The organism is Sphingobacterium sp. GVS05A (assembly GCF_019969845.1).
In the GTDB taxonomy this organism is placed as follows: Bacteria; Bacteroidota; Bacteroidia; order Sphingobacteriales; family Sphingobacteriaceae; genus Sphingobacterium.
The window spans coordinates 574,950-589,705 of record NZ_JAHXYR010000002.1 but is presented as its reverse complement, the minus strand read 5'-3'; the positions used below and the strand labels follow the sequence as shown (position 1 = coordinate 589,705).

At 43.2% G+C, this 14,756-nt stretch carries 6 protein-coding genes and 1 tRNA gene; 1 reads left to right on the top strand and 6 read right to left on the bottom strand.

The window, feature by feature from the left end; genetic code table 11:
* Positions 1-6: 6 nt before the first annotated feature.
* Entirely contained in the window at positions 7-6,987 is a 6,981-nt protein-coding gene (locus LC454_RS07170; protein ID WP_223581042.1) for a type I polyketide synthase, read from the bottom strand.
* 581 nt (positions 6,988-7,568) lie between these two features.
* On the opposite strand from LC454_RS07170, the gene LC454_RS07165 reads away from it, so the two are divergent.
* Positions 7,569-7,642, top strand: a tRNA-Pro gene (locus LC454_RS07165).
* A 350-nt stretch (positions 7,643-7,992) separates the two neighbouring features.
* On the opposite strand, the gene LC454_RS07160 is transcribed toward LC454_RS07165, so the two are convergent.
* The 5 genes from LC454_RS07160 to LC454_RS07140 form a co-directional block, all read right to left on the bottom strand.
* The gene (locus LC454_RS07160) at positions 7,993-8,412 is read right to left on the bottom strand and encodes a hypothetical protein (RefSeq protein ID WP_223581041.1); all 420 of its coding nucleotides are present in this window, start codon (positions 8,410-8,412) and stop codon (positions 7,993-7,995) included.
* An 8-nt stretch (positions 8,413-8,420) separates the two neighbouring features.
* Positions 8,421-9,515, bottom strand: coding sequence for an efflux RND transporter periplasmic adaptor subunit (locus LC454_RS07155; protein ID WP_223581040.1), 1,095 nt, complete (start codon positions 9,513-9,515; stop codon positions 8,421-8,423).
* A 6-nt stretch (positions 9,516-9,521) separates the two neighbouring features.
* A complete protein-coding gene (locus LC454_RS07150) occupies positions 9,522-12,680 on the bottom strand; it encodes an efflux RND transporter permease subunit (protein WP_223581039.1) in 3,159 nt (1,052 codons plus the stop codon).
* A gap of 11 nt (positions 12,681-12,691) precedes the next feature.
* Complete coding sequence (locus tag LC454_RS07145) at positions 12,692-14,080, bottom strand: TolC family protein (RefSeq protein ID WP_223581038.1); 1,389 nt, start codon at positions 14,078-14,080, stop codon at positions 12,692-12,694.
* An 82-nt stretch (positions 14,081-14,162) separates the two neighbouring features.
* Entirely contained in the window at positions 14,163-14,591 is a 429-nt protein-coding gene (locus LC454_RS07140; RefSeq protein WP_223581037.1) for an HYC_CC_PP family protein, read from the bottom strand.
* Positions 14,592-14,756 lie beyond the last annotated feature (165 nt).

Here is a 14,756-nt window from a genome sequence, read left to right as displayed (position 1 = left end):
GAGGGGTTACCAATTGTTGCCTGACATAATTAATACCTGACTTTCCGTGCCGTACTTAATCTCGTTGAGAAAAATTTCTTTTCCTTCATCCAACGGAATAAGCGAGATGCCACGGCGCTCATATTCTGTTTCCAATGTCTGTGAAACCATGCCGGCACCTTTCCAAGGACCCCAGTTGATCGAAATAACCTTCCCTTTCAAGCGTCTATTCAGCACATTGGCATAGTCGTCCAATACACTGTTTGCTGCAGCATAATCTGTCTGACCTTTGTTGCCATAAACAGATGCTATACTCGAAAATAAGACGACGAACTGACAGTCTGAACGTAGTTGTTCCGCCAATACACGTAATGGTTTTACTTTGGTGTCAAAGACACGTCCAAAAGAACTGGTCGTTTTTTGTTTGAACAGTTTATCTTCCAACAAACCTGCACCATGGATAACACCATCGAGCTGTCCATATTGTTCATAAATCTGTTGGAGTAAGGTCGTTAATCCAGCTTCATCACAGAGGTCCAATGATTCATAAACGACAGTGTTTCCTAAGCGTTCCATATCGCGGATAGTCCGCAGGATCTGGTTGTTCTTATAGATGCGGAGGGTTTCTTTCTCAATTTGTACTGGTGCATGGAATAGTCCCGATTGAATAAGATTCGCTCTGATCTGTTCCTTGGAGGTCATTGTTTCCAGTTCTTTTGAGATCGGGATATCTTTTCTTGGATCTGCTGACCTGCCCACAAGGATATAGGTACAAGGGTAGGAGGCCGACATATGTTTTACCAATTCAGAGGTGATACCCTGTCCACCGCCAAGTACAAGGACAACAGACTTTTGGTCCAATTGGATTTGCACTTCTTCGCTGCTCATCGAGAGCGGTGAAGGAATAATATCGACTGTATGACGCTGGTCATTTTTGTAAATGACTTCTACGGTTTTGTCTGTGGTTAAGATCTCTTTTAGAGCGATTTCTGCGATTTGATCTGTTTCCTGTGGCGTGTTTAAACTGATCAACCTGCAGTTGGTCTGTTCAAACTCACGGGCTAGACTTTTAAACAGTCCTGGGTAACCCTGGTAGTGGCGTAAGGCATGTGTATCATTTGTTTTTTCTACATGTGCCGGAATATCAGAGATTAAATAAACCCATTTGGCCCTGTCCAGATCCATTTTTTTGATCAGATCAACTTGATCTATAATATTATGTTGTACTGTTGCTGAAAATATGTCGGAGATAATTAACCCATCGAAGACAGCGAGATCATTTTCCGGATTGACCAGTTCTGCGATAGCACCATGTTTTTCGAGCATAGTTTTGATGGCCATTGTCTGTTGCCCATGATCAGGAGCAATGGCAAAACGTTTGCCCTGTAGAATTTCTGTATCTTGTGCTGCAGCCGCATCCGCTGGTGTTAGGTCAAAACGAAGTCTGGACAAGAGGCTCTGTTCAGGAGCTGTTTCACTAACTTCACTAATCCATGAAGCGAGACCGTTAAGGGTTTTAATCGCTGCTAAGGTTTCCATCAGATCTTCGGCATGTTCGAGATCCTCCCCAAAACCAATTTTGGTCTTCAGTTCAGCAATGATTTCCATCCGTTTGATCGAGTCTATGCTCAAATCTGCTTCCAGGTCCAAATCCAATCCCAACATTTCTTTGGGATAACCGGTTTTTTCACTGACGATATCCAGTATTGCTGTTTGTAATTCTGCAAGGGAGAGCGTAGACTGATTTGCTGTTGTGGGAGTCGATACTGCTGTTTGAGCGCTTGTTGCTGGCACTGCTGTTGCGCAGCTGAATTCTGTTAACCAGGAAACCAGACCATTTAAGGTTTTTATGGCAGCCAATTGTTCCATGATCGTGTCTTCATTTGCATGATCGAACTTTAGTGTTCCAAGCTCTGTACGCAATGTTCCGATAATTTCGACCCGCTTGATTGAATCAATGCTGAGATCGGCTTCCAGATCCATTTCCATACCCAACATCTCATGTGGATAACCGGTCTTGTCGCTTACTACCTGTAATAATAAAGTTTTAATGTCTTTAGTTGATGTTTGTACAGTTGTTGCGACAACGGAATTTTCGTTGAGTGTGGGTTGAACGGTAATCGGGGTTGCACGATCTGCAGTCACATTTGGTGTGGGACTTGAATAGACCTGCATAGGTGCTACTTGTGGGTTTTGCCCCAAAAAGGAAAGCATGACATCACGTTGCGCCTGGATCAGCATTTTCATGCTGTTTAAATATTCTTGCAGCATACGCTCAGCAGCAGGTTGTGCTTCTGTCGTTGCAGCTATAGGGTTGTTAAGGTTGCTCATTTTAATGGGGCTTACTATTGGCAATGCGCCATTGACAGGTAGCGTTCCTGTAGTTGGATGTGCAGCCTGTCCATTGACACGCCAGATAGCGGGGCTTTTCTTATATAGGCCTGGTTGATCCAATTGAATAAGTTGAACCTGACGGCCTTCAAAAAGTTTATCAATAGCGAAATTGCGACCAGTTCCCAAATATTGTGCAAGCATACAGAGAAGGTGCGTCAATTTGTTGCGGTTGCTATCCTCTACGTACAGGGTCAGTTGATCTTGCTCCAGACAAGATTTGGTCAGGCCCGTCAACACTTTACCTGGACCTACCTCAATAAATATCCGTGCGCCACCTGCATACATAGCCTGAAGCTCCTCAACAAAGCGGACAGGTTGGACCAGATGATCAGTCAGTCTTGCTTTTATTTCGGATGCCGAATTAGGATATAAGCTTGTTGTTGTGTTTGACCAGACCGGTAGTTGCATTTCTTGGAAAGGAACATCCTTCAATACATTCGCATAAAGCTCTTTTGATCTAGCGACTAAAGGACTATGGAAAGCACAGGCCACCTCTAGCTTTTTAGCAGAGACCCGTTCCTGTTTTAACAGTTCCATGAGTTTCCCAATAGCTAATGTACTACCTGCAACAACACATTGCGTCGGAGAATTGTAATTCACCGGATAACATCCTTCCACACGGTTGAGGAGTGCCTTCAACTGTTCTGCATTTGCGTTAACAGCAACCATAGTGCCGGGGTCGCCATTTTCTACCGAATCCAGGATGGATTGAGCACGCTTACTGCTCAGGTCAACTAATTGTTCTTCGTCAAATACACCAGCGAAACACAATGCCGGCAATTCACCGTAGCTATGGCCCGCCAGCATATCTGGGACGATACCCAGTGACTGGAGTAATTTAGCTAAGGCTAAATCAACAATACCCAAAAGCGGTTGTGCCAGACGAGTATCTTTGATGGTTTCCTTTTGTTGTTTTAAAGAATCGGCATCAAATGTAGTTGAAGGAAAGACCACTTTTTCCAGTTCAGGATACTGGGCGATTAGCTTTCGCATTGCTGGGAATACCACAAAGAGATCACGAGCCATATTGATACGTTGACTACCTTGTCCCGGAAATAAGAATGCTGTTTTACCTTCACGTTTATTGACAATAAAGGTGTCTTTGCTTTCAATACCAGATAATACCAATTCGATTTTCATCATAAGGTCTTCGGCTGTATCGGCAACAATGCTGAGCTGGATCTCTTTCTCAGAAGCAACGGCTAAGCTGTAGGCAATATCTTTTAGCGGAAGGCTATCGTTGATATCTAACAGTGCTTTTACCTGACCCAATTGACCCTTAGCTTCGTCGTAGCTGTCGCCACGGAAGACAAACAGTTCTGATGGCCAGCACTGCAATGCGATTGTACTATCCTCCTGGGGGTGGTTTGCAATAACAGCATGGAAATTTGTTCCGCCAAAACCAAAGGCGCTGATGCCAGCATAACGTCTTTTTTCTTCCCATAGACCAGTTTCAGCATGGAAAGCGAAAGGACTTGTTTGTGTATTATAATATGCATTCGGCTGTTGGAGGTGAAGTGTTGGTGGTTTTACACCATGAAATACAGCTAGGGAAGCTTTGATCAAACCTGCCAATCCTGCAGCACATTTTGTGTGACCGATCTGGGTTTTGACCGAGCCTAAATGCGTTTGTGCTGGTAAGGCACCTGAACGGCTGAATAAATTAGTCAGTGCGCTTAGTTCTGTTTTATCACCAACAACTGTTCCTGTACCATGTGCTTCAACCAGACCAACGGAAGCTGCGCTGATACCTGCTTGGTTATAGGCACGTTCCAGTGCGCGTACCTGACCGATTTTTCGGGGAGCGGTGAGGCCTAACGCTTTTCCATCACTGGATCCGCCAACGCCTTTGATAACCGAGTAGATGCGGTCGCCATCGCGTATAGCATCTTCGTAGCGTTTGAGTACCAATATTGCCACCCCCTCACCAAGGGCAATCCCATCTGCGTCACTGTCAAATGTGGCACATCGTCCTTTACGTGAGAGTGCATGTGTGCTGGAAAACATCAGGTAATCGTTGATCCCATTATGGAGATCCGCTCCACCCGCAAGCACCATATCCGATTTACCCAGAATAAGTTCCTGACAGGCTAGATCAATCGCTGCAAGGGATGAGGCGCAAGCAGCATCCACCGTGAAATTTCTGCCGCCAAGATCCAGTCTGTTTGTGATCCGACCAGCGATAACATTGGCCAAAATACCGGGAAAAGAATCTTCTGTGGTATGAGGCAATGCTTCCTTCACTTCTTCATGAAGTTCTCCGAATACCTGTTTGTAGTATCCTCTAAAGCTATAGCTGTTGGCAAGGTCGTTGCCACCTTCCGCACCGATAATAACGGAAATGTTTTCGCGGTTGATTTGTTTTTCGCCATAACCGGCATCTTCCATGGCACGCTTTGCTACCAATAGCGTCAGCAATTGTGTTGGTTCAATGGCTGCGAGCGATTGCGGTGGAATACCGAAAGCTAAGGGATCAAAATCAATTTTCGGAATAAAACCACCCCATTTTGAGTGCGATACATCTGGACCATCTGCATCGGGTTTATAGTAAATAGCCTTATTCCAGCGTTCGTCAGGAACTTCGGTAACGCTATCTTTTCCAAGGATAATATTGCGCCAAAATTCTTCCAGATTTTTGGCTCCCGGAAAAATACACTCCATTCCAACAATGGCGACATCCAACGGTTTTTCGCTGGAAAGTGGTTCTTCTGGTAATATTGCTTCATGGATATATTGCTGATTGTCGATGCCGACATGTTGATGCAGCGCATCCAGGGAAATTACCTTGTTCTGCATGGTTGCTATCTGGCCGATCATATACATACCCAGGTCCAGTTGTTCACTTTTAGGGATGTTGACCAGTTGATCTCCTTGGCGGTCTACACCTTTAGCCGCAATACGCAGACGACCGACGTTTAATTTTTCGAGTTTTTCCCAGATTTCTTTTTTATCTACACCCGCAGCCAATAGCTTGGACTTTTCTCGATTGAAGTGTTGTGCAAAAGCCGTATTTAAACAACGGGTTTCATGTCCTGGTGCTGTCTCCAGGAGGACAGTGTCCCTGGCTTGCATGGCTTGCAGCTGAAATTCTTCCTGAATTGCACCTGTACTTACAGCTTCTTGCGTATAGAGATATGCTGTTCCCATCAATACACCGACTTTTACGCCTCGGGCAGCTAAGGGAGCTGCCATGATAGAAACAAATGCTGTTGAGAAAGCATTGTGTATGCCACCGGCAAAGAAAACACTGATCTGTTCTGGATGATCCTCTTTTAAGATGCGTTCGATCTGTTTTTCCCAGAGCACGGTGCTCGAAAGAGGTCCTACGTGGCCACCGCATTCGCGACCTTCGAAAATGAAATTTTTGGCACCCTCCTTTAGAAACATGTCGAGCAGGGCAGGAGACGGTACATGTAGAAACGTTGTTATGCCGGCTTTTTCAAATACCTTAGCCTGTGCAGGTCGACCACCGGCAATCAGGACAACTGGAGGCTTAGCTTCCAGGATATAGGTCGTCTGTTCTTCACGCAATTCCTGTGGTGCAAAGCCTAAGATACCCACTCCCCAGGTTTTGTTTCCAGCGAGTTGTTTGGTTTCCATAACCAAGGTTCTGGCCTGTTCGCCACGGAGCAGGGACAGGGCAACAAAGGGGAGTGCTCCAGCTTCCGCTACGGCATTGGCAAAAGCAGGGACATCGCTGACACGGGTCATAGGACCCTGTGCGATTGGATAACGTAGGCCTAGTTGTTTCGCTAATACATTGTCACTGTCAATCGGCTGTAACGCTTTCGCTTGCTTTAAATGGCCGTACATGGCTTCCTTAAATCCGAAAATAAGCTTTTTCAGTGTTCTGAAATCTTCATAAAGATCGATGGCCAAGGAAATGTCTTGCCCCATGGGGATATAACTCGTAGCAGGATTCAGGTCGGTAAAATATGCGCTGAGTTCGGCTGTGTCAACCTGATCCGATAATGCCGGTGAATTTGGCCGCACGAGCACACGATGATTGGCAATGATCTTAGTTTCCGTCCCGTTTAATTTTCCACAGAGCGTTTTGAAGTCCTGGGGAACGGAACATTCTGGGAACAGTGCAAGTTGGCTGTCCAACACAATTCCAGTGGCACCGAGGGATTTTGCGGCAGCAGCGGTATGTAGACCTATGCCGCCCTGTACCCAAACAGGTATGGACTGGATTTCTTTGATAATACGTTGGAAGAGTACAAACGTGGATTCATATCCAACGGCACCTCCAGCTTCATTCCCTTTTATGATAATTCCTTTTGCGTTAAGCTGTTCCGCTTGTATGGCTTCTTCCAGACTGCTGACCTGATACACAATGGACAGGTGCGAAGCTGTAGGAGCTGGGATCCCACAAGGAAGGATGATGAGGCTTACTTTCTCCGGAATTTTAAGGGATAGAAGTTTATCATTTGGAAAATAAATTCCATAAGTAAATATAGCAGTCTGATCAAGTTGATTCAGTGCTTCCTGAGCGCTGGCTAAGTCGTGTCCCAAACTTAATACGGGAAATGCACCCGCTTGACGGAGTTTGGGCATGAGATTGACGTCAGGCTTTTCAAAAGGCGTTAATCCAATAATGGTTAAATTTTTCATGCATTGATGATCTTGAAAATATAATAGCAGGAGATCCCATAACAGACATCAAAATCTTAGTGATTTTGATAGGAGGGTTGTTATGGTGGAATAAAAGTAGTTAATTTCTATTATATTTTTAACAATAAAGGTAATTTGATAATGATTTTTTAACAAAAAAGTATTAAATATCTGAGTATTATTAACCAAAAGGCTACAAATTTATTGATTTTCAACTTGAAACTGCTTTTTTGCGTTGTGTTTCGAAAAAAATAAATATTTCCTTTATGTTTGAATAACTAAAGGGATAATTTTATCTCATAAGGCTTTTTGAGTTGTGTTTTGTAACAATAGGTTGTCATTTTTGATTTTTATATTATTTATGCACGATCCTTTTTTTGCCTCATAAAGTGAGTAAAGCTTTTTAGAATGTGATTATCCTGCTTTACATATCGGTTTTATATTTAACTTTTAAGTTAAATATAAATAATTGTTAATATCTTTCAATAGATCAGCTGATTAGTTTTATTTTACATTTATGCTTGCAAAGAATGCCTAATAAGCGTATATTTGTGCCACACAAAACAAAGGTGATACCTTTTCGGGGTGTAGCGTAGCCCGGTATCGCGCCACATTTGGGATGTGGAGGTCGTAGGTTCGAATCCTGCCACCCCGACTGAAAAGCTCTAACGAAAGTTAGGGCTTTTTTTGTTTCTAGGCAGGACGAGATCCTGCGACTTCATAAGTAGCTACAAGGTTGAACCCAATCCTGCCACCCCGATTGAGAAAGGGCGATGTATATAGCTTTTTTTCATTGTCAACAACCAATATAATTTTGCATCTTGTTGAACAATACATAAGCCATACCGTAGGGTATGAGATTTCACCTTTGGGTGAGCGGTTTATTCAACTGCTAGAAGCCGAGGAGCAGCAATTAAAGCTGAAATAAAATAGACCATTGCGCGATCTTTAATAATGAGGCTGCCCAGAAGCAGCCCCATCGTTTCGATCTTCTTTACTGTATGGCTATAATACCTTATTCTGCTTCAGAAACAACTTATAGTTGTCCTGATGTTCGAAATAGGCAACCTGACCTTCATTTCCGATAAGGACAATGTAGGCCTTTGCTTTATCTACTTTTGATCCAGTATGTGGATCTATGGCATAGCGTACGTTCTCATCTTTTGGGATTCTCTCTTTGCAATTTTCGCAACAGCCGTAATAGATCTTTCCATCCAAAGGTACTGCCAGTTGCTTTTTGCCCATAAATTCGTCATTGACCATACAGACCATATCCTGTGGCACCTGTTGTCCTTTTTCATAACCAAATTGCTTTTGTTTTACAGATGGCTCAGCTGCATTGTTGTTTGTGTTTTCAGGACTGCCACAGCTTATTGTCAGCGTAATTATTAAAGCTGAAAATAGCATTGATCTTAAAATTTTCATGTATTTTTCTATTTAATAGGTGTTCCTTCTGTGATTTCTTCGTTGGCCATTTTTATCAGCTGATCGCTCTCCATGAGTTCGCCGAAAACTTCAATTTTATCATTGAGTATTCTTCCCTTTTTTACAGGAATAAATTTTGCGCTTCCAGCGGCATTTTTGATGACATAGATTCCCATGTTGCCTTCGACCAATGCCGAACGTGGTATAAAGAAAGTTGCTTTGCTGTTTTTAAGCTGAACCTTTGCTTCGGCGACCATAAAAGGTTTAAGATCCGGATCGTTATTGACAAAGTCTGCTTCAAACTTTTCGGATCGTAACTTCAGATCCAGCGTACCGCTTTTTCGGGTTATTGTTGCTTGGAAGTTCTTCTCAGGAAGTGCCCTTACCGTGAAGTTGACGGTGTCACCTATGGCTACATAGGGAACATGTGCTTCCGGAACCGATAGATTTAAACGGAACTTAGATGAATTTTGGATGACAAGCAAAGGTGCTCCACCCATGGGGCCTACATAGGCGCCGATATCTGTATTTCGGGATGTAATGATGCCACTGAAGGGTGCCCGGATAATTAAATATTGATTGATATCCTGTATTTCTGTATAGGCGGCCCGAGCGGCTTTTACACTGGCTTCGTCCGAAAGTTTTTGTGCGGTAATCTGATCCAGGGCATCGCGGGCAATAGCGCCCTTAGTCTGGTTTGCCCGAAACATACGATCGTAATTGGCTTTTGTTGCGGTATATATCGCCTCTTGCGAAAGTATTTTGGCCTTTGCATTGGCTATTTGAGCCTGCAATTCGGGTGCTTCCAGTACCATTAGTATCTGCCCTTTGTTGACCTGCGAACCAATATCTACATGAATTGTCTTGACATAACTCTGCACCTTTGCAAACAATGCGGTCTCCTGATCAGGTTTTAGTTCGCCCGCCAGTTGTAGTGGAACCGTAGGATTCATTTTGGCAATCGGAATGGTCATCAAAGGCATAGATCCCATTTTCGCGGCTTTTGGGTTTTCCTTTGTGGCGTCGTTGTTCTCTTTTGTATTTTGGTCGCATGCGCTAAATAATAGTGCAATTGCTGGTAATATGATTGACTTAAATTTCATAAAGAATTAGATTTTTGTTTTAACAAAATGTATGCTTTCCTCATCTTCAGGGTCCAAAGAAGGCGAGGTCGTTGTTGCTTTGTGCTGTATCCATACAAATACCAGCGGGAGGACGATCAGTACGGAGAAGGTTGAAAAAAGAAGACCTCCGATAACAGCGCGTCCTAATGGCGAGACTTGGTCTCCACCCTCACCAAAACCGATAGCCATCGGTAACATTCCCGCAACCATGGCGATAGTTGTCATGATAATGGGACGGATCCGAAGCTTGGCGGCCTCAATAGCGGAGCTTATTGCATTCTGGTTTTTCAGCCGTAGCGATTCTGCATTATTGATTAATAAGACTGCATTGGCGATCGAAACACCGACAGACATAATGAGTCCCATATAAGACTGTAAGTTGAGTGTCGAACCGGTTAATTTTAATAATACCAAAGTCCCTACGATGACAAAAGGAACTGTGGAGAGAATAACGAGTGATATCCGAAAAGACTGAAAAGTTGCTGTAAGCATCAAAAAGATAACGACAACGGCAATCAATAGACCTGTAGCGAGATTACTCATCGTCTCATTCAATACAGGTGCCATCCCTGCGACTTCAATATTGATACCTTTTGGTAATTCACCCAAAGATGCAATAGCGGCTTGAATGTCCTGTGAAGCCTGTCCCAGATCTTTTTTATGCAGATTTGCGGCAACCGTAGTGTAACCCATTGTTCCTAAATTATAACTTTCACCAAGTTCTTTGGTTGCCGTAATTGTTGCGACATCGCCTAGAACGGGACGGTCTGCATTCTTAGAAAGTGTTAAATTCTCCAGTTCTTCTTTACTGTTTAAAATATTTTGTGGTGTTTGAACCTGCACATCGTAGGCAATTCCCATCATTCCGCCAACCCAAAAATTCTTATTGGTATAGCGTGTGGATGCGGTAGCGGTGATCAGTGACTTTGCGATATCCTGTGCATCGAGTCCCAGTTGTGCCGCTCTTGTCCGGTCGATATTAATCTGTAGGGCTGGATAATCCATGGACTGGGGGATCTGCTGGTCGCGCAGGTAGTCGATCTCCTTTAGCTTTCCGAGAAGTTTTTGCGCATACATGCGATTCATCTTTTTCATCATCCCTGAGATCCGGATCTCGATAGGCGTATTGGTGCCCTGACTTAGTATTTTCTCGGTAAGTTCAATGGGTTCGAAAGAGAGCTGTATTTCCGGCATTTTTTCTTGAAAGTACTTTCTGAGTTCATCCTTTAATTCATCCGAATTACCTTTGAGTTTCTTCAATGCCACCTGCATCAATGCCTCGTGTGGCCCGGCATTGTATAAATAAATTGGGCTAACGGCGAAAGTAGAGGGGTGCTGACCGATAAAAACCGATGATATGGCAATATTATCAGGTCCGACTTTTTCCTTCAAAAGGGTTAGAAACTGCTTTACTTTTCCTTCAGTTACTTCTATACGCGTACCTTCAGGGGCTTTTATCCGTACCTGAAACTGGCGGGAATTGACTGTGGGCAATACATCCTTACCAATTCCCTGATATAAGAAAAAGCATGCTACCAATGCAAAAATCAAACTTAAGCTTACGATTGTCTTGTGTTTGGCGACCAAATTTGACAATAGATGCAGGAAGCGCTCACGAAAACGATCAAACCAGTTTTTCTTATGTGCTGGATTATGACATGTTTCGGGATCATGTTTCATCATCCAATTGGCCATCACGGGTACAAAAGTTTGCGACAATAAAAACGAAACAATCATCGAAAATCCGATCGCCAGTGCAAGCGGCATAAACAATGCACCGGGAATACCGGTCATCATAAAGGCAGGAGCAAATACGGCCAGAATACAGAGCATGATCAAAAGTTTTGGAAAAGCAATTTCCTTACAGGCATCCCAGATCGCTTGGGCACGCGTTTTTCCCAAGGCAAAATGCTGGTGGATATTCTCGATGGTCACCGTACTTTCATCGACTAATATTCCGATGGCCAATGCCAGTCCCGATAAGGACATGATATTAAGGGTCTGTCCAAATAGCTTCAAAAATAAAACGCCAGAAATAATCGAAATGGGAATGGTCATAATTACAATCAGTGCTGCCCTGCGGTCGTTCAGAAATAGAAGGACCATCAGGCCGGTCAGGACCGCGCCCAGAATTCCTTCGATAACCAAGCTTTTCAGGGCATTGCTGATATAGACCGACTGGTCAAATTCGTACGAAATGCTGACATCGTCAGGCATATTTCGTTGGATTTCGGGCAAGCGTTCTTTAAGCTTATTGACAACATCCAGGGTCGAAGCATTTCCTGCTTTAGCGATATTAATATAAACCGATCTTTTTCCATCAATCAGGGCATAACCCGTGGCGATATCAGCACCATCTTTTATGGTTGCCACATCCCGAATGTATACATTGTCTACCGTGTTTTTAAAGATTGGAATTTCCCCCAGTTCTTCTATTTTCTTTACCGTATTGTTTGTCGGTGTCAGATAGTTTTTGTCACCGATATACACATTTCCGGAAGGAGAGGTGATGTTATTTCTACTGATTGCTTCAACAACCTGCTCCGGAGACAGGTTGTGCGCCCGCAGTTTGTAAGGATCTATGTTTACTTCGATTGTCCGTGGGCTTCCGCCAAAAGGTGGAGCGGTTGTCAGTCCCGGTATCTTTATTAAGAATGGTCGGGCACTGAAGTTCGCGATATCCTGTAGTTGATTATTAGTTTTCGTATTGCTACGAAAGACCAACTGGCCGACAGGCTGGGAGGAAGCGTCAAAACGGATGATGAATGGTGGTGGCGCGCCTGGAGGCAAAAATACCTGCGAACGATTGGATAGTGCATTGATGGTTGCAATGGCTTCTCCCATATCAATACCCTCATAGAAAACAATTTTCATGAGTGTCAATCCTTGGGTGTTTTTTGATTCTATACTCTTAATACCATTGGTAAACAGGAGCATGTTGACGTACATTTTGGTGAAATAACCTTCCATCTGCTGTGGGGTATAGCCGTTAAAAGAGTGGGCAACATACACGACAGGCAGGTCCATTTCGGGTAAGATATCTACCTTGACATCTTTGGTTGCTTTGATACCAAAGAATAACAGGCCAATGACAATAACCATAATGGAAATTGGTTTTTGCAAGGCAAATTTGATGATATTCATAAAGGATAGATTTAAGAATGATGAATGAAAATATTGAAATCACCCTGTGCGGCGGCCAGCAATAGTAAGGCCTGCCAAACATTATTCTGTGCAATTTCATAGTCGATCTCAGCTCTATTTAAACTATACAATGCCTGGGTATAGTCCACCAGAGTCGTCAGTCCATTTTCATACAATGCATTATGCTGTTTGTAAGCAAGACCGGCAGCGGACAATTGGATTTCGGTTTCCCGGAAATTGTCAATGGCATTTTTTAGCTGAGAATCGGCGAGGAGGGACTGCGCCATAAAATCTTTTTTATGTTTTTCATATTCTCTCTGGATCGCCTGTGTATATAATTTTTGCTCCCTGTTTTTGGTATTAAAACGGAAGATATTAGTCAGGTTCCAGCTTAATGAAACGCCAAGCAGATAATTTGCTCGGTTTATACCCACTCCTTTAAAATAATTTGAAGAGTATGCTGAGTTATCCTGTATATAGTTCCAATCGAAGCCGGTTCCACGTCCTTGTAGTACGCCAAAAGCGGAAACAGAGGGCGTGCGGTTGGATTTCAGGACTTCCTCGGTTTGCAAGCTCTCATTGATCTTACTGTTTTGGAATAGTAGGAATGGATGCTTTTCTATGGAACTTGCAAGTGACGCTACCGTGCTGTTCGGGATGCTGGTATTATAAGTCGTATCCAGCTGATAGGTTTTAAAATCATCATTTAACAAGATGGCGAGTTGTTTTGAGTATTCCAGTTCCTTGTCGTAGGATTTGATCTGTAGGGATTTTGCATTGGAAACTTCCGCTTTGGCCAATTGGGCGTCCACTTCGGCGATCAATCCACTTTCCGCTCGGGCGGCAGTCATTTCATAAAATACCTGCGCGCGGTCCAGGTTTTTTTCCTGAACATATTTTATTCGTTGACTCGCCAGTAGATTCAGATAGGCGGCACTTGTTTTTATTTTGTGCTGAAAGATTTCCTGTGCAAGATCGGCCTCGGTTGTCTGTTCCTTTATTGAACCGAGGAGCACCTGATTTTTGATCCTTCCAAAGGTGTATACATTCCAGTTGATATTGGCAAAATAGAGCGATCCAAAGGCGGCATTCCAATTTTGCTCCGCTAGGGGCATGGATGTTGCACCCGATGCAAGACCGCCATAGGCATACATAGGACCATGTTGGGCATTTATTGTTCCAAAGCTCTGCTGTGCTGCTAAGGTGAGATCCGGAAGATATTGTTGTTTTTGAAAGACAGTATGCTGTTTTGCTGCCGATGCAACAAATTGCTTTGATTTTATCTGGTCGTACTGTTCAACGGCACGTGTGAGGGCATCTTCGAGTTTTAAGGTCTGTGAAAAGCCATGTAGGCTCATTCCACAGATTATACCCAATGATGCAATGAGTTTTAATTTCATCGAAAATAAAATTTGTTAGTAGACGTCAAGAATTAAGGCGGTACCTGTTTAGGCACCACAAGCTTTTACAAGATGTATGCTGTCAAATTCGATAAGTACAATGAAGGATATAGAGTGGATTGCTCCAAACGGGACTTTTTAAGGATAGATAGGCGAGGGGTTTGTTGTTATTGCTATTGACAAAGGAAATATCAAATAGGGCGCCCAGCAGTTGGTTGGGTATCGCCGAACCCCAGAATTTTACTGAAAAGTCAAAGTGAGATTGCTTTTTTATACTGTCGTTGAGTTTGACCAGTTTGGACTGATGTTTACAGCAGTCTTTCTTTTTTTCGTTTAATTTCTTGTCCTTTGAAGAGCAGATCGGGCAAGGTTTATTGTTGTCAGGGTTTTCAGTATTCGTCCAGCTGTACAGTTTTATAGCTGTTCCTTTGCAAATATGCTGGTACTGTGTAAGGCCTAAGGCCAATACCGAATATATTATGGAAAGAAAGACGACGACTAATTTTTTCACCTGTTTTAACTTATCTGTTGAATTGCCTACAAATTCGTCTGCGTCATAGGTTGCTTGACAAATCGCAATGGCTTCATGTATCAGTGATGCAAATATATTTTTTCTTTTAAAGGCTTATTTGTACAATTTCATCAAAGTTTTATAACATTTCTCCAAGCCGAATGC